The following is a 22,929-nucleotide window of genomic DNA, read 5'->3' on the forward strand; positions in this document are numbered from 1 at the left end:
ATGTCTTGGCGTTGGATCTTACTTCCGGGCCTTGCGGCGACGGACGATCAGCTTGTCGGTGCGCTTGTTCTTGCGGGTCTTGTGGCCCTTGGTGGGCATACCCCACGGTGACACCGGGTGACGGCCACCGCTGGTGCGGCCTTCACCACCGCCATGCGGGTGATCCACCGGGTTCATGGCCACGCCGCGAACCGTCGGGCGCACGCCTCTCCAGCGCTTCGCACCGGCCTTGCCAAGCTGACGCAGGCTGTGCTCGGAGTTGCTCACTTCACCCAGGGTCGCGCGGCACTCCGCCAGCACCTTGCGCATCTCGCCGGAGCGCAGACGCAGGGTGGCGTAGTTGCCTTCACGGGCGACCAGCTGAGCGCTGGTCCCGGCGCTGCGGGCGAGCTGGGCGCCCTTGCCGGGCTTGAGCTCGATGCAGTGCACGGTGGAACCCAGCGGGATGTTGCGCAGCGGCAGGGCGTTGCCCTTCTTGATCGCTGCGTTCACGCCGGACTCGAGACGGTCGCCGGCACGCACGCCACGCGGGGCGATGATGTAGCGACGCTCGCCGTCCATGTACTTCAGCAGCGCAATGTGGGCGCTACGGTTCGGGTCATGCTCCAGGCGCTCGACGACGGCGGGAATGCCATCCTTGGTGCGCTTGAAGTCGATGACACGGTAGTGATGACGGTGACCACCGCCCACGTGGCGGGTGGTGATGCGACCGTTGTTGTTACGGCCACCGGACTTGGACTGCTTCTCGAGCAGCGGCGCGTAGGCGCGGCCCTTGTACAGTTCCTCGCCGACGATCTTGACGACGTGGCGACGACCGGCGGATGTGGGTTTAGTCTTGACGATTGCCATGATCCGTACTCCTGCCCTTATTCGGCGCCAGAGAAGTCTTCAAGCGTCTCGCCGGCGGCCAGTGTCACGTACGCCTTGCGATAACCCTTGCGCTGACCAGTCCCATGCGCGGTGCGCTTGGTCTTGCCCTTCACGTTCAGCACCTGAACGCGGTCGACCTTCTTGCCGAACAACTCCTGCACGGCGGTCTTGATCTCGGGCTTGGTCGCGTCGCTTGCCACCTTGAACACGTACTGGTTGCGCTCGGCGGCCATGGCGGCCTTCTCGGTCACGTGCGGACCCAGCAGCACCTTGAATACACGTTCCTGGTTCATGCCAGCTTCTCCTCGAATTTGCGCAGAGCGGAGACGGTGGCCAGCACCTTGTCGAAGGCGACCAGACTCACCGGATCGGCGGCAGCGACGTCCACCACATCCACGTTGGGGATGTTGCGGGCGGCGAGGTACAGGTTCTCGTCGACCTCTTCGGTGACGATCAGCACCTTCTCCAGCCCCAGCTCGGCGAGCTTGGCGACCAGCTGCTTGGTCTTGGGGGTCTCGACGGCGAAGGCATCCACGGCCACCAGGCGCTCCTGGCGAACCAGCTCGGAAAGGATCGAGCGCATGGCCGCGCGGTACATCTTGCGGTTGACCTTCTGGGTGTAGTCCTGCGGACGGGCCGCGAAGGTCACGCCGCCGCTACGCCAGATCGGCGAACGGATGGTACCGGCACGGGCACGGCCGGTGCCCTTCTGGCGCCACGGCTTCTTGCCACCGCCGCGCACATCGGAACGGTTCTTCTGGGCGCGGGTACCCTGACGACCACCGGCCAGATAGGCGGTGACGACCTGGTGCACGAGCGCTTCGTTGAATTCTTTGCCAAAGGTGGCGTCGGACAGCTCGACGGTACCGGCGCCTGCACCTGCAAGATTCAGATTCATCGGTAAGTTCCCCTTCAGCCTGCTTTGACGGCGCTGCGCACGATCACATCACTGCCGGTGGCGCCGGGCACGGCACCCTTGATCAGCAGCAGATTGCGGTCGGCATCGACGCGGACGATTTCCAGGCTCTGGACGGTGCAGCGGACATTGCCCAGCTGGCCGGCCATCTTCTTGCCCTTGAACACGCGACCCGGGGTCTGGCACATGCCGATGGAACCCGGTGCACGGTGGGCCAGGGAGTTACCGTGGCTGTTGTCCTGGGTGCGGAAGTTCCAGCGCTTCACGGCGCCCTGGAAACCCTTGCCCTTGGAAGTGCCGGTCACATCAACGCTCTGACCAGCTTCGAAGAGGGATACGGTGAGCTCGCCGCCCACTTCCGGAGCCTCGACGCCTTCGTCCAGGCGGAACTCCATCAGCGAACGACCGGCCTCGATACCTGCCTTGGCGAACTGCCCGGCCTGGGCTTTCGACAGGTGCTTGGCCTTGCGGGAACCGGTTGTGACCTGCACCGCCGCGTAGCCGTCGGACTCGACGGACTTCACGCGAGTGACGCGGTTAGGCTCAACCTCGATAACGGTCACGGGCACGGAAGCGCCGTCTTCGGTGAAGACACGGGTCATCCCGGCCTTCTTACCGACTAAACCGATAGTCATTCTCAGTCTCCTATAGTGTACGGGGCTATCACCCGCTATGGCTGCCCTTTCCAGAGCATTCCACTAGCACGTTGTGTGGCGCCATCCCGGCGCGGCGGCTGCTGGACACCCTGGAGTGACCGCTGGGCCGCAAGTGTCTAGTGTGGTATCAGTCGAGCTTGATCTGCACGTCCACGCCAGCGGCGAGGTCGAGCTTCATCAGGGCATCAACGGTCTTCTCGGTGGGCTCGACGATATCGAGCACCCGCTTGTGGGTACGAATCTCGTACTGGTCACGAGCGTCCTTGTTCACGTGCGGAGACACCAGGACGGTGTAGCGCTCGCGATTGGTCGGCAGAGGAATCGGACCCCGAACCTGGGCGCCGGTACGCTTGGCGGTATCAACGATCTCCGCGGCGGACTGGTCGATCAGGCGATGGTCGAAAGCCTTCAACCGAATGCGAATCTTCTGGTTCTGCATTTGCCCTAAACTCCAATGGATCTTGACGGCGCGAGCCGTCAACCCACGCATTCAAAGGATGCGCATTATAGGCGCGCCGCCGACGAGAGTCAAACCCCTCGTGACGGTGCGCAGAAAGGGGGCCCCTTGCGGAGCCCCCTTCGATCTCTCGAGTCGCGCGATGCTTACTCGACGATCTTGGCCACGACGCCGGCGCCGACGGTACGACCGCCTTCGCGAACGGCGAAACGCAGGCCTTCGTCCATGGCGACCGGCGCGATCAGGCTGACGACCATCTTGACGTTGTCGCCCGGCATGACCATCTCGACGCCTTCCGGCAGCTCACAGGTACCGGTGATGTCGGTGGTACGGAAGTAGAACTGCGGGCGATAGCCCTTGAAGAACGGAGTGTGACGACCACCCTCGTCCTTGGACAGCACGTAGACCTCGGCCTCGAACTTGGTGTGCGGGGTGATGGTGCCCGGCTTGGCCAGGACCTGACCACGCTCGACGTCGTCACGCTTGGTGCCGCGCAGCAGGGCGCCGACGTTCTCACCGGCACGACCTTCGTCGAGCAGCTTGCGGAACATCTCGACACCGGTGACGGTGGTCTTGGTGGTGTCCTTGATACCGACGATCTCGACTTCCTCGCCGGCCTTGATGACACCGCGCTCGACACGACCGGTGACCACGGTACCGCGACCGGAGATGGAGAACACGTCCTCGATCGGCATCAGGAACGGCTGGTCGATGGCACGCTCCGGCTCCGGGATGTACTCGTCCAGGGCCTTGATCAGGTTGGCAACGGCGGTGGTACCCATGCCGTTGTCGTCCTTGCCTTCCAGAGCCATCAGGGCAGAACCGGTGATGATCGGGGTGTCGTCACCCGGGAAGTCGTACTCGCTCAGGAGTTCGCGGACTTCCATCTCGACCAGCTCGAGCAGCTCCTCGTCATCGACCATGTCGGCCTTGTTCAGGAACACGACGATGTACGGCACGCCAACCTGGCGAGACAGCAGGATGTGCTCGCGGGTCTGCGGCATGGGGCCGTCGGCGGCAGACACCACCAGGATGGCGCCATCCATCTGGGCCGCACCGGTGATCATGTTCTTGACGTAGTCGGCGTGCCCCGGGCAGTCGACGTGCGCGTAGTGGCGCACTTCGGACTGGTACTCGACGTGGGCGGTGGCAATGGTGATGCCGCGCTCACGCTCTTCCGGAGCGTTGTCGATGGAGTCGAACGCGCGGGCGTCACCACCGAAGACTTCCGCGGAAACGCGAGTCAGGGCCGCAGTCAGCGTGGTCTTGCCGTGGTCGACGTGACCGATGGTGCCGACGTTGATGTGCGGTTTGGAACGTTCAAATTTTTCCTTAGCCACTGCTATGACCTCTTTACGTTAGCTAACGGTTAACCGTTCTGGTTGATGACGGCTTCAACGACGCTGGACGGCGCCTCTTCGTAATCCGCAAACTCCATGGTGTAGCTTGCGCGGCCCTGGGTCTGAGAACGCAGGTCGGTTGCGTAACCGAACATCTCAGCCAGCGGAACGGTGGCGCGGATGACCTTGCCCATGGAAGAGTCATCCATACCCTGGACCAGGCCCCGGCGACGGTTCAGGTCGCCCATGACATCCCCCATGAACTCCTCGGGTGTCACGACCTCGACCTTCATCACCGGCTCGAGCAGCACGGCCTTGGCCTTGGGTGCGCCTTCCTTGATCGCCATGGAAGAGGCGACCTTGAACGCGGTCTCGTTCGAGTCCACGTCATGGTAGGAACCGTCGAACAGCGTAACCTTGACGTCAATCATCGGGTAGCCCGCGATGACACCGTTCTGGAGCTGCTCATAGGCCCCCTTCTCGACGGCCGGCACGTATTCCTTGGGAACTACGCCGCCGACGATTTCAGAAGCGAATTTGAAGTGCATGTCTTCATCTTCGCCCTTGTCCTCGGCCGTCAACGGTTCGATGCGCAGATGCACGTGACCGTACTGACCGCGACCACCAGACTGGCGCACGAACTTGCCTTCCTGCTCGACGCTCTTGCGGATGGTCTCGCGGTAGGCAACCTGCGGCTTGCCGATGTTGGCGTCCACCTTGAACTCGCGACGCATGCGGTCGACGATGATGTCCAGGTGCAACTCACCCATGCCGGAGATGATGGTCTGACCGGTTTCCTCGTCGGTCTTGACCTGGAAGGACGGGTCTTCCTGGGCCAGCTTGCCCAGCGCCACGCCCATCTTCTCCTGGTCGGCCTTGGACTTCGGCTCCACGGCCACGGAAATCACCGGATCCGGGAACTCCATGCGCTCCAGCACGATCTTGTCGTTCAGGTCGCACAGGGTGTCACCGGTGGTGACGTCCTTCAGGCCGATGCAGGCGGCGATATCGCCGGCCAGCACTTCCTTGATCTCCTCGCGGGAGTTGGAGTGCATCTGCACGATACGGCCGACGCGCTCCTTCTTCTGCTTGACGGAGTTGTAGACGCTGTCGCCGGACTTCAGCACGCCGGAGTAGACGCGGATGAAGGTCAGGGTGCCGACGAAGGGGTCGGTGGCGATCTTGAACGCCAGCGCGGCGAAGGGCGCATTGTCGTCCGCCTCGCGGGTGGCGATGGTGCCGTCCTTGTCGTCCAGCTCACCCTCGATGGCCTTGACCTCGGTGGGTGACGGCATGTACTCGATGACGCCATCGAGCACCGCCTGCACGCCCTTGTTCTTGAACGCGGAGCCACAGGTGACCAGCACGATCTCGTTGTCGAGGGTACGACGGCGCAGGCCGGCCTTGATGTCCTCGGCAGGCAGGTCGCCTTCCTCGAGGTACTTGTCCATCAGCTCCTCGGAGGCCTCGGCGGCCGCCTCGACCATCTGCTCGCGGTACTTCTCGGCGGTCTCCTGGAGCTCGGCCGGGATATCGACCAGGTCGTAGTTCATGCCGAAGTTGGCTTCATCCCAGAGGATGGCCTTCATCTGGATCAGGTCGACGACGCCCTTGAACTCGTCCTCGGCCCCCCAGTTGATCTGGATCGGCACGACGTTGGCGCCCAGGCGGGTCTTCAGCTGATCCACGACCATGAAGAAGTCGGCGCCGGCACGGTCCATCTTGTTGACGAACACCATGCGCGGCACTTCGTACTTGTTGGCCTGGCGCCACACGGTCTCGGTCTGCGGCTGCACGCCGGAGCTGCCGCACAGCACCACCACGGCGCCATCGAGGACACGCAGTGAACGCTCCACCTCGATGGTGAAGTCGACGTGCCCCGGGGTGTCGATGATGTTGATGCGGTGCTCATCGAACTGCTTGTTCATGCCCTGCCAGAAGCAGGTGGTCGCCGCAGAGGTGATCGTGATGCCACGCTCTTGCTCCTGCTCCATCCAGTCCATGGTGGCGGCGCCCTCATGGACCTCGCCGACCTTGTGCGACAGACCGGTGTAGAACAGGACGCGCTCGGTAGTGGTCGTCTTACCGGCGTCGACGTGGGCTACGATACCGATATTGCGGTAACGCTTAAGCGGAGTCTTGCGAGCCACGATGTAACTCCCGTTGGTTGGCGATGCGGTTTAGAAGCGGTAGTGAGAGAAGGCCTTGTTGGCCTCTGCCATGCGATGCACGTCTTCACGCTTCTTGACGGCCGAACCCTTGCCTTCGGCGGCATCCAGCATCTCGCCAGCCAGACGCTGCACCATAGTCTTCTCACCGCGGCGACGGGCGGCATCCACCAGCCAGCGCATGGCCAGCGCCTGGCGACGGGACGGCCGCACCTCGACCGGCACCTGATAGGTCGCACCGCCGACACGGCGGGACTTGACCTCGACCATGGGCTGAATGGTCTCCAGCGCCTTGTCGAAGATCTCCAGCGGCTCTTCCTTGCTACGCTCGGCAACCCTGTCCAGCGCACCATAGACGATGCGCTCAGCTACGGACTTCTTGCCGCTGATCATCAGGTGGTTCATGAACTTCGCCAGGCGCTCACTTCCGAACTTGGGATCCGGCAGGATCTCGCGCTTGGCCGCAACTCTTCTTCTAGGCATGATAAGCCCTCTATCGAAGGGTCCTTCAGGTAAACCCGAGACAACCCGGCGGGCGCTCGACCTTACTCTTATCAGACCGTGACAATGATGTGTTCGTTAGTGGCCGCAGCCGGTATCGGTCCTGGCACTTAGGCCTTCGGACGCTTGGTACCGTACTTGGAACGACCCTGCTTACGGTTCTGGACGCCGGAGGTGTCCAGAGCGCCGCGGACGGTGTGGTAACGCACACCCGGAAGGTCCTTCACCCGGCCGCCACGGATCAGGACCACGGAGTGCTCCTGGAGGTTGTGGCCTTCGCCGCCGATGTAGGAGGACACCTCGAAGCCGTTGGTCAGGCGCACGCGGCAGACCTTACGCAGGGCCGAGTTCGGCTTCTTCGGGGTGGTGGTGTAGACGCGGGTGCAGACGCCGCGCTTCTGCGGGCAGGCCTGCAGCGCCGGCACGTCGCTCTTGGCGGCCTGGCGCTTGCGCGGCTTGCGCACGAGCTGATTGATCGTTGCCATTTATCGCTCCGAAAATGGGTTGCCTTGGGCGGAAGCGAGTAGCCGTTCGCTCCCTGACTTGCGCTCCTTTTCCAGTGGCGCGGGCGCACCCGCCCCACTGTTAAAGGCTGCGCATTCTAATGGCTGACGCCGCCGGCCGTCAAGCACGGCGCCCGCCCGGAGGCGGCGCACCATGCGGCCGGAGCCGGCGTCAGATCTCGTCGTCGTCCGAGTCCAGCGCGGTGAGCTGGGCGCCCAGCTCCTGCTCGACGTCATAAGCCGACGGGTGGAGCATGCGTTCGGCGTCTTCACGCTTGCGGCGACGCTCCGCGTGGTGGGTCAGGCCGGTACCGGCCGGGATCAGGCGTCCCACCACCACGTTTTCCTTCAGGCCGCGCAGGTAATCGCGCTTGCCGGTGACCGCCGCCTCGGTCAGCACCCGTGTGGTCTCCTGGAAGGAGGCCGCGGAGATGAACGATTCGGTGGCCAGGCTGGCCTTGGTGATGCCCAGCAGCAGGCGCTGGCACTTCGCCGGGAACTTGTCGTTGGCCTCGAGGGCCGCGTTCTGCTCCAGCACGCGGACCAGCTCGACCTGGTCGCCCGGGATGAAGTCGGAATCGCCGGCATCGGTGATCTCGACCTTGCGCAGCATCTGACGCACGATCACCTCGATGTGCTTGTCGTTGATGCCCACACCCTGCAGGCGATAGACGTCCTGCACCTCGGCGACGATGTACTTGGCCAGCTCGGCGATGCCGAGCAGGCGCAGGATGTCGTGCGGGTTGCTCGGGCCGTCGGAGATGACCTCGCCCTTCTCGACGGTCTCGCCCTCGAACACCGCGATCTGGCGCCATTTCGGGATCAGCATCTCGAACGGATCGCCGTCTTCCGGGGTAATCGTCAGGCGACGCTTGCCCTTGGTCTCCTTGCCGAAGCTGATCACGCCGCTGATCTCGGCGAGGATCGCCGGCTCCTTCGGCTTGCGGGCCTCGAACAGGTCGGCGACCCGCGGCAGCCCCCCGGTGATGTCCTTGTTGCCGGTCGCCTCGACCGGGATACGGGCCACCACCTCACCGACGCCGATGTGCGAGCCATTGTCCACGGTGACGATCGCCTTGCCGGGCAGCAGGTACTGCACCGGGGTGTCGGAGCCGGACACGGTGACCGGCTTGCCGGTCTCGTCGGCCAGCAGGATCATCGGACGCTTGTCGCGGCCGGCCATGGGGCGCGCCGCCGACTCGATGACCTCGATGGAGGACAGGCCGGTCATCTCGTCCACGCTGCGGTGGATGGTGACACCCTCGTCCATGTCCGCATACTGCACCTGGCCCTCGGCCTCGGCGACGATCGGGTGGGTGTGCGGATCCCACTTGGCCACGGCCTGGCCGGCGTCGACCGCCTCACCGTCCTTGACGGAGAGCTCGGCGCCGTAGGGCAGCTTGTAGTACTCGCGCTCGCGGCCGTGCTCGTCGGCCACCGCCAGAGCACTGGAGCGGGAGACCACCACCAGCTTGCCGTCGCCGCGCTCGACGTACTTGATGTTGTGCAGGCGCACCCGGCCGCCGTGCTTGACCTGGACGCTGTCCACCGCGGAGGCCCGGGAGGCCGCGCCGCCGATGTGGAAGGTCCGCATGGTCAGCTGGGTACCCGGCTCGCCGATGGACTGGGCGGCGATGACACCCACGGACTCGCCGATGTTGACCTGGTGACCGCGCGCCAGGTCGCGGCCGTAACAGGCCGAGCAGACCCCGTGGCTGGTCTCGCAGGTGATCGTCGAGCGCACCACGATCTCGTCGACGCCCATGGTGTCGAGCTCGGCGCACCAGGCCTCGTCGAGCAGGGTGTCGCGCGGGATCAGCACCTCTTCGGTAGCCGGGTCGATGACGTCCTGGGCGACCACGCGGCCCAGCACCCGTTGCGCCAGGGAGACGATGATGTCGCCGCCCTCGATGACCGGGTGCAGGGTCAGGCCCTTCTCGGTGCCGCAGTCAGCCTCGGTGATGACCATGTCCTGGGCCACGTCGACCAGGCGACGGGTCAGGTAACCGGAGTTGGCCGTCTTCAGCGCGGTGTCCGCCAGCCCCTTACGGGCGCCGTGGGTCGAGATGAAGTACTGCAGGACGTTCAGGCCTTCACGGAAGTTGGCGACGATCGGGGTCTCGATGATCGAGCCATCCGGCTTGGCCATCAGGCCGCGCATGCCCGCCAGCTGGCGGATCTGGGCGGCACTACCCCGGGCACCGGAGTCGGCCATGATGAAGACGCTGTTGAAAGAGTCCTGCTCGACCTCGTTGCCCTCGCGATCGACCACGCTCTCCTTGGAGATGCCGGCCATCATCGCCTTGGCGACCTGGTCGTTGGCCCGCGCCCAGATGTCGATGACCTTGTTGTACTTCTCGCCTGCGGTTACGAGGCCCGAGGAGAACTGGTCCTCGATTTCCTTGACCTCTTCCTCCGCCGCATCGACGATTTCGGCCTTGGCATCCGGGATGACGAAGTCGTTGACGCCGATGGAGGCGCCTGACCAGGTGGCCATGCGGAAGCCGGTGTACATCAGCTGGTCGGCGAAGATCACCGCCGGCTTGAGGCCGGCGCGGCGGTACACCTCGTTGATCAGCTTGGAGATGGCCTTCTTCTTCATCGGCTGGTCGATCAGCTCGAAGGGCACGCCATCCGGCAGGATGCGGAACAGCAGCGCGCGCCCCACGGTGGTGTCGTAGATCGTGCGGCTGTGGCTATGCTCGCCGCTCTCCTCGTCCACCGTCACCTCGTCGAGGCGGACCTTGACGCGGGCATGCAGCGCCACGCTCTGGGTCCCGAAGGCGCGCTCGACCTCGTTGAGGTCAGCGAACACCATGCCCTCGCCCTTGGCGTTGATCTTCTCGCGGGTCATGTAGTACAGCCCCAGCACCACGTCCTGGGACGGCACGATGATCGGCTCGCCGTTGGCCGGTGACAGCACGTTGTTGGTGGCCATCATCAGCGCCCGGGCCTCGAGCTGGGCCTCCAGGGTCAGCGGCACGTGAACCGCCATCTGGTCACCGTCGAAGTCGGCGTTGTAGGCGGCACACACCAACGGGTGCAGCTGGATAGCCTTGCCCTCGATCAGCAGTGGCTCGAAGGCCTGGATACCCAGGCGGTGCAGGGTCGGGGCGCGGTTCAGCAGCACCGGGTGCTCGCGGATGACGTCGGCGAGGATGTCCCAGACCTCGGGCAGCTCGCGCTCGACCATCTTCTTGGCGGCCTTGATGGTGGAGGCATGCCCCAGCGACTGCAGCTTGGAGTAGATGAACGGCTTGAACAGCTCGAGCGCCATCTTCTTCGGCAGGCCACACTGGTGCAGGCGCAAGGTCGGGCCCACGGTGATCACCGAACGGCCTGAGTAGTCGACGCGCTTGCCCAGCAGGTTCTGGCGGAAGCGGCCCTGCTTGCCCTTGATCATGTCGGCGAGCGACTTCAGCGGCCGCTTGTTGGAGCCGGTGATGGCCCGGCCGCGGCGACCGTTGTCGAGCAGGGCGTCGACGGCCTCCTGCAGCATGCGCTTCTCGTTGCGCACGATGATGTCCGGCGCGTTGAGGTCGAGCAGCCGCTTGAGGCGGTTGTTGCGGTTGATCACGCGACGGTACAGATCGTTGAGATCCGAGGTCGCGAAGCGGCCGCCGTCCAGCGGCACCAGCGGACGCAGGTCCGGCGGCAGCACGGGCAGCACTTCCATGACCATCCAGGCCGGGTCGTTGCCCGAGCCCTGGAAGGCCTCGAGCAGCTTGAGGCGCTTGGACAGCTTCTTGATCTTGGTCTCGGAGTTGGTCTGCGGGATCTCCTCGCGCAGCCGCTCGATCTCCTCCTCGAGATCGATGTCCTTGAGCATGGCCTGGACGGCCTCGGCGCCCATGCGGGCGTCGAAGTCGTCACCGAACTCCTCGAGGGCCTCGAAGTACTGCTCGTCGTTGAGCAGCTGGCCACGCTCGAGGGTGGTCATGCCCGGGTCGACGACCATGAAGCTCTCGAAGTAGAGCACCCGCTCGATGTCGCGCAGGGTCATGTCCAGGAACATGCCGATGCGCGACGGCAGCGACTTGAGGAACCAGATGTGGGCGACCGGGCTGGCCAGTTCGATGTGCCCCATCCGCTCGCGGCGCACGGCGGCCTTGGTGACCTCCACACCGCACTTCTCGCAGATGATGCCGCGGTGCTTCATGCGCTTGTACTTGCCGCACAGGCACTCGTAGTCCTTTACCGGGCCGAAGATCTTGGCGCAGAACAGGCCGTCGCGCTCCGGCTTGAAGGTCCGGTAGTTGATGGTCTCGGGCTTCTTGACCTCGCCGAAGGACCAGCTGCGAATCATGTCCGGCGACGCCAGGGTAATCTTGATCGCGTCGAACTCGTCGGACTGAGACTGCGATTTGAGGACTTTCACCAAATCTTTCATGGGGTCGGCTCCGCTGCGGAGTTGTCATGGGCGGGGGCGGCTTCGCCCCCGCGGACCGTCATTCTGTGAAGCGCCGTCGCGGCAGCCTCAGCTCTCCAGTTCGATATCGATGCCCAGCGAGCGGATTTCCTTCACCAGCACGTTGAAGGACTCCGGCATGCCCGCCTGCATGGTGTGGTCGCCGTCCACGATGCTCTTGTACATCTTGGTGCGACCCTCCACGTCGTCGGACTTGACGGTGAGCATCTCCTGGAGGGTGTAGGCCGCGCCATAGGCTTCCAGGGCCCAGACCTCCATTTCCCCGAAGCGCTGACCACCGAACTGGGCCTTGCCGCCCAGCGGCTGCTGGGTGACCAGCGAGTAGGAGCCCGTGGAACGTGCGTGCATCTTGTCGTCCACCAGGTGGTTGAGCTTCAGCATGTACATGTAACCCACGGTGACCGGGCGGTCGAAGGCGTCACCGGTACGTCCGTCATAGAGGGTCATCTGACCGGAGTCCGGCAGGTCGGCCAGGCTCAGCAGGTGCTTGATCTCGTGCTCGCGGGCACCGTCGAACACCGCCGTGGCCATGGGCACGCCCGCCTTGAGGTTCTTCGCGAGCGCGATGACCTCGTCGTCGGTGAGCGAGTCGAGGTCCTCGACCCGGATGCTCGAGTCGGTATTGTAGACCTGGCCCAGGAACTCGCGGATCTTGCCGACCTGCTGCTCGCGGGCGTCGCGCAGCATGTGCTCGATCTTCACTCCGAGGCCGCGGGCAGCCATGCCGAGGTGGGTCTCGAGGATCTGGCCGACGTTCATCCGCGACGGCACGCCCAGCGGGTTCAGCACCACGTCGATGGGCTCGCCATTGTCGTCGAAGGGCATGTCCTCGATCGGCATGATCGCCGAGATGACACCCTTGTTGCCGTGGCGGCCGGCCATCTTGTCGCCCGGCTGCAGGCGGCGCTTGATCGCCAGGTAGACCTTGACGATCTTCAGCACGCCCGGCGCCAGGTCGTCACCCTGGGTGAGCTTGCGCTTCTTGTCCTCGAAGCGCTCGTCCATCTCCTTGCGACGGTTCTCCAGTTGCTCGTCGGCCTGGGCCAGCAGTTCGTTGAGCGACTCGTCCTGCATGCGTAGCTTGAACCACTGCTGGCGCGGCAGCTCCTCGAGGTACTCGTCGGTGAGCACGTCGCCCTTCTTGAGCTTGGGCCCGCCATTGACGGCCTGGCCGGCGAGGGTGCGCTGCAGACGCACGAAGGTCGCGTCCTCGGCGATGCGGTAGGTCTCCTGGAGGTCCTTGCGCACCTCGTCGAGCTGCATCTGCTCGATGGACAGCGCTCGCGAGTCCTTCTCCACGCCATCACGGGTGAACACCTGGACGTCGATGACGGTGCCCTTCATGCCGGTCGGAGCGCGCAGCGAGGTGTCCTTCACGTCGGAGGCCTTCTCGCCGAAGATCGCGCGCAGCAGCTTCTCCTCCGGAGTCAGCTGGGTCTCGCCCTTGGGGGTGACCTTGCCGACCAGGATATCGCCGGCACCGACTTCCGCGCCGATATAGACCACGCCCGCCTCGTCCAGCTTTGACAGCGCCGACTCGCCGACATTGGGGATGTCCGAGGTGATCTCCTCGGCGCCCAGCTTGGTGTCGCGGGAGACGCAGGTCAGTTCCTGGATGTGGATGGTGGTGAACCGGTCTTCCTGGACCGCCCGCTCGGAGAGCAGGATGGAGTCCTCGAAGTTGAAGCCGTTCCACGGCATGAAGGCGATGCGCATGTTCTGGCCCAGCGCCAGGTCGCCCATGTCGACGGACGGGCCGTCGGCCAGGATGTCGCCTCGAGCCACACCATCACCCGGGCGCACGATCGGGCGCTGGTTCTGGCAGGTGTTCTGGTTGGAGCGCAGGTACTTGGTCAGGTTGTAGATATCGACACCGGCTTCGCCGCCGATGATCTCGTCCTCGTTGACCCGCACCACGATGCGCTTGGCGTCGACCGAGTCGATCACCCCGCCACGCCGGGCCACGGCGCAGACGCCGGAGTCGCGGGCCACGAAGCGCTCCATGCCGGTGCCCACCAGGGGCTTCTCGGCACGCAGGGTCGGCACGGCCTGACGCTGCATGTTCGCCCCCATCAGGGCACGGTTGGCGTCATCGTGCTCGAGGAAGGGGATCAGCGCCGCGGCCACGGACACCACCTGGCGCGGCGACACGTCCATCAGCGTCACCTGCTCGGGACGCATGAAGGTGGTCTCGCCCTTGTGGCGAACCTGCACCAGGTCGTCGACCAGCTTACCGCCCTCGTTGACGGTGGCGGAGGCCTGGGCGATGACGAAGTCGCCCTCCTCGATGGCCGAGAGGTGCACCACGTCGTCGGTCACCTGGCTGTCCACGACCTTGCGGTACGGCGTCTCGAGGAAGCCGTAGCTGTTGGTGTGGCTGTAGGTAGCCAGCGAGTTGATCAGGCCGATGTTGGGCCCTTCCGGGGTCTCGATCGGGCACAGGCGGCCGTAGTGGGTGGCGTGGACGTCACGCACCTCGAAGCCGGCCCGCTCGCGGGTCAGGCCGCCCGGGCCGAGGGCGGAGACGCGGCGCTTGTGCGTCACCTCGGACAGCGGGTTGTTCTGGTCCATGAACTGGGACAGCTGGCTGGAGCCGAAGAACTCCTTGACCGCGGCCGCCACCGGCTTGGCGTTGATCAGGTCCTGGGGCATCAGGCCTTCGCTCTCGGCCATGGACAGGCGTTCCTTGACCGCGCGCTCGACGCGCACCAGGCCCACGCGGAACTGGTTCTCGGCCATCTCGCCGACGCAGCGGATGCGGCGGTTGCCCAGGTGGTCGATATCGTCGACGTCGCCGAAGCCGTTACGGATGCTGATCAGCTCGCCCAGCACGTCGAGGATGTCGCGACGGTCGAGCACGCCGGCCCCGGTGTCGCTATCGCGACGCAGGCGGCGGTTGAACTTCATGCGACCGACGCCGGACAGGTCGTAGCGGTCCTCGGTGAAGAACAGGTTGTTGAACAGCGTCTCGGCGGCTTCCTTGGTGGGCGGCTCGCCGGGGCGCATCATGCGGTAGATCTCGACCAGCGCCTCGAGCTGGGACCCGGTGGTATCCAGCTTGAGGGTGTCGGAAATGAAGGGGCCACAGTCGAGATCGTTGGTATACAGGGTCTCGAGGGTGGTGATGCCTGCCTGGCCGATGCTTTCCAGCAGCTCCGGGGTAATCGCGGTGTTGCAGGGGCAGATCAGCTCGCCGGTGGCGGGGTTGATCTGGTCCTTGGCCAGGGTCTTGCCGAACAGGTAGTCCATCGGCACCTCGAGACGCTCGAGGCCGGCCTTCTCCAGCTGGCGGATGTGCTTCTGGGTGACGCGACGACCTTCCTCGACGATGACGTTGCCGTCACCATCCTTGATGTCGAAGGTCGCGGTCTCGCCGCGCAGGCGCGACGGCACCAGTTCCACGGAGAAGCCGGACTTCTCGATGTGGAAAGTGCTGGTCTCGAAGAACTCGTCAAGGATCTCTTCGGTGCTCATGCCCAGCGCGCGCAGCAGCACGGACGCCGGCAGTTTGCGGCGACGGTCGATGCGCACGAAGACGTTGTCCTTCGGGTCGAACTCGAAGTCCAGCCAGGAGCCGCGGTAGGGGATCACCCGAGCGGAGTACAGCAGCTTGCCGGAGGAATGACTCTTGCCCTTGTCGTGATCGAAGAACACGCCCGGCGAGCGGTGCAGCTGGGAGACGATGACGCGCTCGGTGCCGTTGACGACGAAGGTGCCGTTCTCGGTCATCAGGGGGATCTCCCCCATGTAGACTTCCTGCTCCTTGATGTCCTTGATCGCCTTGTTCGACGAGTCCTTGTCGTAGATGATCAGACGGACCTTGACGCGCAGGGGAGCCGAGTAGGTGACGCCACGCAGCTGGCACTCCTTGACGTCGAACGCCGGAGTGCCGAAACGATAACTGACGTACTCCAGGGCGGCGTTGCCGGAGAAGCTCTCGATCGGGAAGACCGAGCGGAAGGCGGCGTGCAGGCCGACCTCGAGACGTTCTTCGGGTGAGCGATCCTGCTGGAGAAAGTCGTAGTAGGAATCAAGCTGGATGGCCAGCAGGTAAGGCACATCCATCACTTGGGGCAGTTTGCCGAAATCCTTGCGGATGCGTTTTTTCTCAGTGTATGAGTAAGCCATCTGTATTCCCCAGCTTGTTCACCATGGGTGACCGATGCGTGTCGGCGCCACCCGACGGGCGCGGCTCCGTCAGGCGCTGACGGCAAGCCTCCACATGGAGACTCGCCGTCGGAATTCGGCTAGCGGTGGCCCAGCGGGGCGACCGGCTAGTGACAACAGAAAAAGGCCGGCAGCGGGTGTCCCGCCACCAGCCGTGGAAGCTTACGCAGCGCGTGAAGCCGTGGGCACAAGGATTACTTGAGCTCCACGCTCGCGCCGGCTTCTTCCAGCTTGGTCTTGGCTGCTTCGGCGTCGTCCTTGGACATCGCTTCCTTGATGGTCGCCGGCGCGCCGTCGACGGCACCCTTGGCTTCCTTCAGGCCCAGGCCGGTAATCTCGCGGACGGCCTTGATGACGTTGACCTTCTTGTCGCCGGCGCCGGTCAGCACCAGGTCGAACTCGGTCTGCTCTTCCTCGACGGCGGCTTCACCGCCACCCGGGCCGGCCACGACGGCAGCCGCGGCGGTCACGCCGAACTTCTCTTCCATCGCCTCGATCAGCTCGGCGACTTCCATCACGGACATGTCAGCGACGGCGTTGATGATGTCTTCTTTGGTCAGTGCCATTTTCACGTTCCTAACTTTGCGGGAGTCTCGGCGTACCGATGACTCGCTGATTCAATGTTCGATTCTCGCTGCGGGCTCGAGTTCGCCGTTCAGGCGGCCTCTTCCTTCTGATCACGCAGCGCGGCGAGGGTACGGACCAGCTTGCCGGCAGAAGCTTCCTTCATGACGGACATCAGCTTGGCGATCGCCTCGTCGTAGGTCGGCAGCGTCGCCAGGCGATCGAGATCGCTCGCCGGGATGAACTCGCCTTCGTAGGCCAGCGCCTTGACTTCGAAGTTCTTCTCGTCCTTACCGAACTCCTTGAACAGGCGGGCGGCAGCGCCCGGATGCTCGGTGGAGAAGGCCAGGAGGGTCGGACCCACGAAGCTTTCGTTCAGGCATTCCCACTGGGTGCCTGCCAGGGCGCGGCGTGCCAGGGTGTTGCGCACAACACGGATCTGCACGCCATTCTCGCGGGCCTGCTTGCGCAGGTCGGTCATCTTGCTGACCGCGACGCCACGAGAGTCGGCTACGACGACGGAGAGAGCATCCTTGGCCGCCTCACTGACCTCGGCAACAATGGCCTTCTTGCCTTCGAGTGCTAGTGGCACGGTGATCACTCCTTCGTGCCGGAATCTCACAAGAGAGTTCCGGTGGTTACCATCTCTCCCGGCCGGGGACCGGGAGTCCTGGGTGATGGTGCTCACCAGAAATCTGGCGGCCACACCATCTGCGCAGGTCCCCGCGAGGGGTGATTAAGCCGTCCGTCGCACGGCGAGACGGCACCTGCGGTCTTTGACGGTGCCCCGCCGGCTCTTGTCGAACCGTGCACGGGGACCGCAAAGTTCTTGCTCGGGTGTCGAGCTCGGCGTCAGACGAACGCCGAGTGGTCGACGGTCAGCCCCGGCCCCATGGTGGTGGACAGGGAGACCTTCTTGAAATACACGCCCTTGGAGGTGCTCGGCTTGAGCTTCTTGAGGTCGGCGATCAGCGCCTCCAGGTTGCCCTGGATGGCGGCGGCGTCGAAATCGACCTTGCCAAGGGTGGTGTGGATGATGCCGTTCTTGTCGGTACGGAAGCGCACCTGGCCGGCCTTGGCGTTCTTGACCGCGGTGGCGACGTCCGGGGTCACGGTACCGACCTTGGGGTTGGGCATCAGGCCACGCGGACCGAGGATCTGACCCAGTTGGCCGACGACGCGCATGGCGTCCGGCGAGGCGATGACCACGTCGAAGTCGAGCTGGCCCTTCTTGACCTGCTCGGCCAGGTCATCCATGCCGACGATGTCGGCACCGGCTTCCTTGGCGGCATCGGCGTTGGCACCCTGGGTGAAGACGGCGACTCGCACGTCCTTGCCGGTACCATTGGGCATGACGGTGGCGCCACGCACGACCTGGTCGGACTTCCGGGGGTCGACGCCCAGGTTGATGGCGACGTCCACGGACTCCTTGAACTTGACGGCGGACAGCTCGGAGAGCAGGGCCACGGCCTCTTCCAGGGAGTACGCCTTGTTCGGGTCGACCTTCTCGCGAATCTGCTTCGCGCGCTTGCTGAGCTTAGCCATGATCAGAGGCCCTCCACGTTCAGGCCCATGCTGCGGGCACTACCGGCAATGGTACGCACCGCGGCGTCGAGATCGGCAGCCGTCAGGTCCGGCTCCTTGGTCTTGGCGATCTCTTCGAGCTGCTCGCGGGTCACGGTACCGACCTTGGTCTTGTTCGGCTCGCCAGAGCCGGACTTGATGCCAGCGGCCTTCTTCAGCAGGACCGCCGCGGGCGGGGTCTTGGTGACGAAGGTGAAGCTGCGGTCGGAATAGACGGTGATCACCACGGGAGTCGGCAGACCCGGCTCGATGTCCTGGGTCTCGGCGTTGAACGCCTTGCAGAACTCCATGATGTTGACGCCGTGCTGGCCCAGCGCGGGGCCCACGGGGGGACTCGGATTGGCTTTACCGGCTGCGACCTGCAGCTTGATGTAAGCCTGGACTTTCTTGGCCATGATGAACTCCAGATGGGTAGTAGCGCCTTGCGGCTCCCCGGGTTACGCGGCCGCCTCGGCGACCGACACGAAACGCGCCCGGACGAGAGGGCTTATTCCTTCTCGACCTGGGCAAACTCCAGCTCGACCGGCGTGGACCGACCGAAGATCAGCACGCTGACCTGGAGACGACTCTTGTCGTAGTTGACTTCCTCGACCACGCCGTTGAAGTCGGCGAAGGGGCCGTCGATGACGCGCACGGACTGGCCTGGCTCGAACATGGTCTTCGGCCGCGGCTTGTCGGTGCCGTCCTTGACCCGGCTGAGAATGGCATCCGCCTCACGCTGGGTGATGGGGGCCGGCTTCTCCTTGGTGCCACCGATGAACCCCATCACTCGCGGGGTCTCGTTGACCAGATGCCAGGTCTCGTCGTCCATCTCCATCTCGACCAGCACATAGCCGGGATAGAACTTGCGCTCACTCTTGCGGCGCTTGCCGTCACGCATCTCGACGACTTCTTCGGTGGGCACCAGGATCTCGCCGAAGCGATCCTCCATGCCATACATCTTCACGCGCTCGATAAGCGAGCGCATGACATGTTTCTCGAAGCCGGAGTAGGCGTGAACGACGTACCAACGCTTGGACATGAAGACTCCTAACCAATGACGCCGGACATCGCCCAGCCAAGAAGAGTGTCGATGAGCCACAGCATCAGCCCCACCACCAGCACGGCCACCAGCACGATGGCGGTGGTCTGCACGGTCTCGGGACGGGTCGGCCAGACCACGCGCTGGATTTCCTTCTTCGCGCTGCGGGCCAGCTCGACCAGCTCACGCCCCTTCGTGGTGGTCAACGCCACCAGCGCCGCCACCAGACTGAGGGCGACGACACCGAGCACACGATAGAGAAGCGCCTGATCGGCAAAATAGGTATTGCCGACGACGGCAAGAACCAGCAGAGTGACGACAACCGCCCACTTGAGCCCGTCGTGGCGCGTCTCCTGCACCTCGGCGTTATGTTTCATGAAAACGAGACTCCTCAGGGTGCGGCAATCGAAACATGAAAGTATATGAGATCTCGCCAGCCTGGGGAAGACTGGCAGGCCAGGAGGGAATCGAACCCCCAACCTGCGGTTTTGGAGACCGCTGCTCTGCCAATTGAGCTACTGGCCTGTATCTGCTTCCGCGACCGCCCTTTGCAAGCGACCTGAGCGACAGCGGGCGCCATCATAGCGGAAGCCGCTTTGCCTGGCAACCCCTTCTCCGACATCCAGCCGCGCCGGGAAGAAAGAGAAAAGGCGAGCCTCGGCTCGCCTTTTCGATGTGGAGCTCATGGACGGATTTGAACCGTCGACCTCACCCTTACCAAGGGTGTGCTCTACCCCTGAGCTACATGAGCGCTACTGCTCGGCACCACATGCCGCAAACCTGGAGCGGGCAGCGGGAATCGAACCCGCATCATCAGCTTGGAAGGCTGAGGTTCTACCATTGAACTATGCCCGCCTGCCCACTCTTTTTTCCACCTCCGCACCTGGCGAGGGCGGCGAAATCTGGTGGAGGGGGAAGGATTCGAACCTTCGAAGCTTTCGCGGCAGATTTACAGTCTGCTCCCTTTGGCCACTCGGGAACCCCTCCAACTGGCGGTGCATTTTACCGCCTCAGCTCTCGGTGTCAAGTGATTGTTTTCTCAATCTTCCTGACCGGGCACGACCGTCGAACGGACCCGCCTCTCCGGAACGCGGCGCATTGTGTCAAAGCAGCATGGAGAATGCAAGGCCGGCGCGGATTTTTTCCAGCGACACCGGCCGCGGCACCAGCGGCGCCCCGGCCATGCGCCCGGCTCGCTCGGCGGCGGTCAGCGGGAAGCTGGCCTCCAGCCCCCCATAGACCATGTCCGGCCAGACCGCATGGGGCACCTGGATGCCCCGCGAGACCACCCGGGCGTCACCGCCAGTGAGCAGCACCGGCAGGGGCACGTTCTCGCGGTCGCAGACCTCGCTGTAGATCCGGTTCACGGCACTCACTGCGGCCATGTAGATGCCGTGATTGACCGCCTCCACGGTCCGCGTGCCGGGGGCCAGCAACTCGTCGGCCTCGCTGTCGGGGTCGATGGCCACATTGCGCGTACCGAGCTTGAGGCTCTCCTTCATCAGGCGCAGGCCCGGCAGGATATAGCCGCCCAGGTGCCGCCCACCGGGCAGCACGAAATCCACGGTGATGGCGCTGCCGCAGTCCACGCTGCAGCAGCCGCCGGCGAGCTGATAGCCCGCCAGAACCCCCATCCAGCGATCCACTCCCAGCCGCTCGGGCTCCCGGTAGCCGTTGGTCACCCCGAGGGCCTCCGGGCGCGAGCGGGCCACGTGCACCCCGCCCACCCGATTCTGCAGCAGGGCCACCGTCTGGGCCAGCACGGCCTGACGAGCCACGCTGGAGATGCGCACCGCCTCGACCACGTCGAGGTCGGGGATATCCGCTCCGGGACGCCACTCCTCACGGGTCCAGACCGCGCCGCGCGAGCGGATCTCGCTGCTGTCCGCATCCTTGAGGCGCCACTTCGACAGGGTGTTACCGATGTCGAGATCCAGGATCATCCATGCCCCCGTATACTGATCTCGCCTCCGGCGAGCCGCTCGCGCCCCTCGGCTCGTTGCACCCAGAGATTGCCCGAGGCATCCACGGATTCGGCGACCGCCGACTCGCGGCGCTCGCCGCGAATCACGTCCACCTCTCGCCCGGCGAAGGCGTGCCGGCGATTCCACTCCTCCTGCCAGGCCGCGAACCCCTGCTGCTCGAAGGCGGCCAGCAGCGGCATCAGCAGCTCCAGCAGCTCGATGGCCAGGCGGTTGCGGGAGAGCCCCGGCGCCTGGTCGTGAACCGCACCCACCGGCTGCTCGATGGTCTCGCGAAAGGCCCCGGGAAGATCGACATTGATCCCCATGCCGACCACCACCTCGCAGGGGCCGGCGGCATCCCCGCTCATCTCCACCAGAATGCCTGCCAGCTTGCCCAGCTGACCGTCCGCCCTCTCGAGCAGGACGTCATTGGGCCACTTGAGTCGCGGCCTGACGCCGTGACTCTCCAATACCCGGGCCAGCGCCACACCGACCGCCAGGCTGAGTCCCTCCAGGGCCGCCACGCCGGACTCGAAGCGCCACCCCACCGAGAGCATCAGGGTCCGCCCCCAGGGGGTCACCCAGGTGCGCCCCCGCCGCCCCTTGCCAGCACTCTGTTGCTCCACCAGGCAGACCTCGCCATGCCCGGCTCCGTGGGCAAAACGCTCGCGCAGAAACTGGTTGCTCGATGGCAACGTCTCCTCGACGAACAGCCGAGTCAGGTGCTGGCGCACGTCCCGGGACAGGCCGGCCACGATGACGCCACCGTCCAGCAGCTCCAGAGGCTCGGCCAGCCGGTAGCCCTGCCCCTTGACCGCCTCCATGGGGATGCCCAGGGCCTCGAGCTTGCGCAGCTGTTTCCACACCGCGGCGCGCGACACGCCCAGACGCTCGCCCAGCTGCTCGCCGGAATGGAACTCGCCATCACTCAGAAGGCGGATCAGGTCACCGATGGTCATGCGCATGCCCCAGACGGGAAAAAGCCATATTCTATCGGAACAGACGCAAGCCCGGAAATCGGCGCACCCGGCGCGATTCGCAATCCCCCTTTGGTCGTCATGCGCCCCGTAGCGGCACCGCTCCCGAGACCCGCAGGTCGTCTCGCCGGCGCGCGACACGGCTCCTCCGGGCTGGCGGGGCGCCGAGGTCCCGGAATCCGAGCATCGCCGCTCCTAGGACGCGCCAGAGCGACGCCAGCCGAGTCTCAGGGATCGGGTGACGGCCACCTGGCGCCCCGGCCATGCGGCGCTCCAGCGCTTGCTCAGCGCGCCCGTAGCAGCATCGTCGCGAGGTCCGCCCTCTCCCCTCACCACGCCCCTGTCAGGCTCGGAGCCCCCCGGCTTCGCGAACGGTAACCGAGGTCGCCCCCGGCTCGAAGCGCCTCCTCCCCGAGACTTGCCCTGCGAGCCCGCCAAGACGGCTCCCCTTCATTCCCGACGCACGGGTCCAGGAGGAGATCCCGGCCGGTGCCATGGACTCACCATGACAAAACCCCGGCAGCTGTCGCTACCGGGGTTGTCTCGGAATAAGTGCCTGACGATGATTCGGCCGGCGTTCCGGCGGCCGGCGCTCCGGCGGCCGGCGCTCCGGGACTCTCCATGGGGAGGCCCCCCGGGAGGTGCCATCGGCCCAACATGAAAAAACCCCGGCAGCTGTCGCTACCGGGGCTTTCTCGAAATAAGTGCCTGACGATGACCTACTCTCGCATGGGGAGACCCCACACTACCATCGGCGCTGAGCGGTTTCACTGCTGAGTTCGGCAAGGGATCAGGTGGTTCCCGCACGCTAT

At 64.8% G+C, this 22,929-nt stretch carries 19 protein-coding genes, 4 tRNA genes and 1 rRNA gene; all 24 read right to left on the minus strand.

The annotated features are described in order from the left end of the window. Positions 1-18: 18 nt before the first annotated feature. Positions 19-849, minus strand: coding sequence for a 50S ribosomal protein L2 (rplB, locus tag EKG36_RS14300; protein ID WP_126485246.1), 831 nt, complete (start codon positions 847-849; stop codon positions 19-21). A 17-nt stretch (positions 850-866) separates the two neighbouring features. Continuing rightward, positions 867-1,163, minus strand: a complete 297-nt coding sequence (gene rplW / locus EKG36_RS14305; RefSeq protein ID WP_097790620.1) for a 50S ribosomal protein L23 — start codon at positions 1,161-1,163, stop codon at positions 867-869. After that, a complete protein-coding gene (rplD, locus tag EKG36_RS14310; protein ID WP_126485248.1) occupies positions 1,160-1,768 on the minus strand; it encodes a 50S ribosomal protein L4 in 609 nt (202 codons plus the stop codon). Before rplD ends, rplW begins: the two co-directional genes overlap by 4 nt. Before the next feature lie 14 nt (positions 1,769-1,782). After that, a complete protein-coding gene (gene rplC / locus EKG36_RS14315) occupies positions 1,783-2,421 on the minus strand; it encodes a 50S ribosomal protein L3 (RefSeq protein WP_126485250.1) in 639 nt (212 codons plus the stop codon). A 148-nt stretch (positions 2,422-2,569) separates the two neighbouring features. After that, positions 2,570-2,881 carry a 30S ribosomal protein S10 gene (gene rpsJ / locus EKG36_RS14320; RefSeq protein ID WP_089848256.1) on the minus strand — a complete coding sequence of 104 codons (312 nt, stop codon included), beginning with the start codon at positions 2,879-2,881 and terminating at the stop codon, positions 2,570-2,572. A 164-nt stretch (positions 2,882-3,045) separates the two neighbouring features. Then, positions 3,046-4,239, minus strand: coding sequence for an elongation factor Tu (gene tuf / locus EKG36_RS14325; protein ID WP_126485252.1), 1,194 nt, complete (start codon positions 4,237-4,239; stop codon positions 3,046-3,048). Positions 4,240-4,268: 29 nt separating this feature from the next. Further along, on the minus strand, positions 4,269-6,389 hold the full coding sequence (gene fusA / locus EKG36_RS14330) for an elongation factor G (RefSeq protein ID WP_126485254.1): 2,121 nt from the start codon (positions 6,387-6,389) through the stop codon (positions 4,269-4,271). Between the two features lie 30 nt (positions 6,390-6,419). Beyond that, positions 6,420-6,890 carry a 30S ribosomal protein S7 gene (gene rpsG, locus EKG36_RS14335; RefSeq protein ID WP_089848262.1) on the minus strand — a complete coding sequence of 157 codons (471 nt, stop codon included), beginning with the start codon at positions 6,888-6,890 and terminating at the stop codon, positions 6,420-6,422. Positions 6,891-7,018: 128 nt separating this feature from the next. After that, positions 7,019-7,393, minus strand: a complete 375-nt coding sequence (gene rpsL / locus EKG36_RS14340; protein ID WP_016856424.1) for a 30S ribosomal protein S12 — start codon at positions 7,391-7,393, stop codon at positions 7,019-7,021. Between the two features lie 190 nt (positions 7,394-7,583). Next, positions 7,584-11,801, minus strand: coding sequence for a DNA-directed RNA polymerase subunit beta' (gene rpoC, locus EKG36_RS14345; RefSeq protein WP_126485256.1), 4,218 nt, complete (start codon positions 11,799-11,801; stop codon positions 7,584-7,586). A gap of 87 nt (positions 11,802-11,888) precedes the next feature. Further along, entirely contained in the window at positions 11,889-15,968 is a 4,080-nt protein-coding gene (rpoB, locus tag EKG36_RS14350; protein ID WP_126485258.1) for a DNA-directed RNA polymerase subunit beta, read from the minus strand. Between the two features lie 233 nt (positions 15,969-16,201). Next, on the minus strand, positions 16,202-16,573 hold the full coding sequence (gene rplL, locus EKG36_RS14355) for a 50S ribosomal protein L7/L12 (protein WP_126485260.1): 372 nt from the start codon (positions 16,571-16,573) through the stop codon (positions 16,202-16,204). A gap of 89 nt (positions 16,574-16,662) precedes the next feature. Next, a complete protein-coding gene (gene rplJ / locus EKG36_RS14360) occupies positions 16,663-17,163 on the minus strand; it encodes a 50S ribosomal protein L10 (RefSeq protein WP_126485291.1) in 501 nt (166 codons plus the stop codon). A gap of 260 nt (positions 17,164-17,423) precedes the next feature. After that, complete coding sequence (rplA, locus tag EKG36_RS14365) at positions 17,424-18,116, minus strand: 50S ribosomal protein L1 (protein ID WP_126485262.1); 693 nt, start codon at positions 18,114-18,116, stop codon at positions 17,424-17,426. A gap of 2 nt (positions 18,117-18,118) precedes the next feature. Next, positions 18,119-18,550 carry a 50S ribosomal protein L11 gene (gene rplK, locus EKG36_RS14370; protein ID WP_126485264.1) on the minus strand — a complete coding sequence of 144 codons (432 nt, stop codon included), beginning with the start codon at positions 18,548-18,550 and terminating at the stop codon, positions 18,119-18,121. Between the two features lie 92 nt (positions 18,551-18,642). Next, on the minus strand, positions 18,643-19,176 hold the full coding sequence (nusG, locus tag EKG36_RS14375; RefSeq protein WP_126485266.1) for a transcription termination/antitermination protein NusG: 534 nt from the start codon (positions 19,174-19,176) through the stop codon (positions 18,643-18,645). A gap of 8 nt (positions 19,177-19,184) precedes the next feature. After that, entirely contained in the window at positions 19,185-19,553 is a 369-nt protein-coding gene (gene secE / locus EKG36_RS14380) for a preprotein translocase subunit SecE (protein WP_126485268.1), read from the minus strand. A gap of 72 nt (positions 19,554-19,625) precedes the next feature. After that, positions 19,626-19,701 (minus strand) — tRNA-Trp (locus EKG36_RS14385). A gap of 151 nt (positions 19,702-19,852) precedes the next feature. Continuing rightward, positions 19,853-19,927 (minus strand) — tRNA-Thr (locus EKG36_RS14390). 30 nt (positions 19,928-19,957) lie between these two features. Beyond that, a tRNA-Gly gene (locus EKG36_RS14395) sits at positions 19,958-20,031 on the minus strand. 48 nt (positions 20,032-20,079) lie between these two features. Next, positions 20,080-20,163, minus strand: a tRNA-Tyr gene (locus EKG36_RS14400). A gap of 116 nt (positions 20,164-20,279) precedes the next feature. Next, positions 20,280-21,119 (minus strand): type III pantothenate kinase, encoded by an 840-nt coding sequence (locus EKG36_RS14405; RefSeq protein WP_126485270.1) that lies wholly within the window; start codon positions 21,117-21,119, stop codon positions 20,280-20,282. Next, on the minus strand, positions 21,116-22,099 hold the full coding sequence (locus tag EKG36_RS14410; RefSeq protein ID WP_126485273.1) for a biotin--[acetyl-CoA-carboxylase] ligase: 984 nt from the start codon (positions 22,097-22,099) through the stop codon (positions 21,116-21,118). Before EKG36_RS14410 ends, EKG36_RS14405 begins: the two co-directional genes overlap by 4 nt. A 724-nt stretch (positions 22,100-22,823) precedes the next feature. Continuing rightward, positions 22,824-22,929, minus strand: a 5S ribosomal RNA gene (gene rrf / locus EKG36_RS14415); the annotation flags it as partial.

Origin of the sequence: Halomonas nitroreducens, assembly GCF_003966155.1 — a bacterium.
Classification (GTDB): domain Bacteria; phylum Pseudomonadota; class Gammaproteobacteria; order Pseudomonadales; family Halomonadaceae; genus Halomonas; species Halomonas nitroreducens.

Excerpts from the sequence above, each read along its gene's own strand:
- rplB (WP_126485246.1), bottom strand. The coding sequence starts at position 849 with ATGGCAATCGTCAAGACTAAACCCACATCCGCCGGTCGTCGCCACGTC.
- rplW (WP_097790620.1), bottom strand. The coding sequence starts at position 1,163 with ATGAACCAGGAACGTGTATTCAAGGTGCTGCTGGGTCCGCACGTGACC.
- rplD (WP_126485248.1), bottom strand. The coding sequence starts at position 1,768 with ATGAATCTGAATCTTGCAGGTGCAGGCGCCGGTACCGTCGAGCTGTCC.
- rplC (WP_126485250.1), bottom strand. The coding sequence starts at position 2,421 with ATGACTATCGGTTTAGTCGGTAAGAAGGCCGGGATGACCCGTGTCTTC.
- rpsJ (WP_089848256.1), bottom strand. The coding sequence starts at position 2,881 with ATGCAGAACCAGAAGATTCGCATTCGGTTGAAGGCTTTCGACCATCGC.
- rpsG (WP_089848262.1), bottom strand. The coding sequence starts at position 6,890 with ATGCCTAGAAGAAGAGTTGCGGCCAAGCGCGAGATCCTGCCGGATCCC.
- rpsL (WP_016856424.1), bottom strand. The coding sequence starts at position 7,393 with ATGGCAACGATCAATCAGCTCGTGCGCAAGCCGCGCAAGCGCCAGGCC.
- rpoC (WP_126485256.1), bottom strand. The coding sequence starts at position 11,801 with ATGAAAGATTTGGTGAAAGTCCTCAAATCGCAGTCTCAGTCCGACGAG.
- rpoB (WP_126485258.1), bottom strand. The coding sequence starts at position 15,968 with ATGGCTTACTCATACACTGAGAAAAAACGCATCCGCAAGGATTTCGGC.
- rplL (WP_126485260.1), bottom strand. The coding sequence starts at position 16,573 with ATGGCACTGACCAAAGAAGACATCATCAACGCCGTCGCTGACATGTCC.
- rplA (WP_126485262.1), bottom strand. The coding sequence starts at position 18,116 with ATGGCTAAGCTCAGCAAGCGCGCGAAGCAGATTCGCGAGAAGGTCGAC.
- rplK (WP_126485264.1), bottom strand. The coding sequence starts at position 18,550 with ATGGCCAAGAAAGTCCAGGCTTACATCAAGCTGCAGGTCGCAGCCGGT.
- nusG (WP_126485266.1), bottom strand. The coding sequence starts at position 19,176 with ATGTCCAAGCGTTGGTACGTCGTTCACGCCTACTCCGGCTTCGAGAAA.
- secE (WP_126485268.1), bottom strand. The coding sequence starts at position 19,553 with ATGAAACATAACGCCGAGGTGCAGGAGACGCGCCACGACGGGCTCAAG.
- EKG36_RS14405 (WP_126485270.1), bottom strand. The coding sequence starts at position 21,119 with ATGATCCTGGATCTCGACATCGGTAACACCCTGTCGAAGTGGCGCCTC.
- EKG36_RS14410 (WP_126485273.1), bottom strand. The coding sequence starts at position 22,099 with ATGACCATCGGTGACCTGATCCGCCTTCTGAGTGATGGCGAGTTCCAT.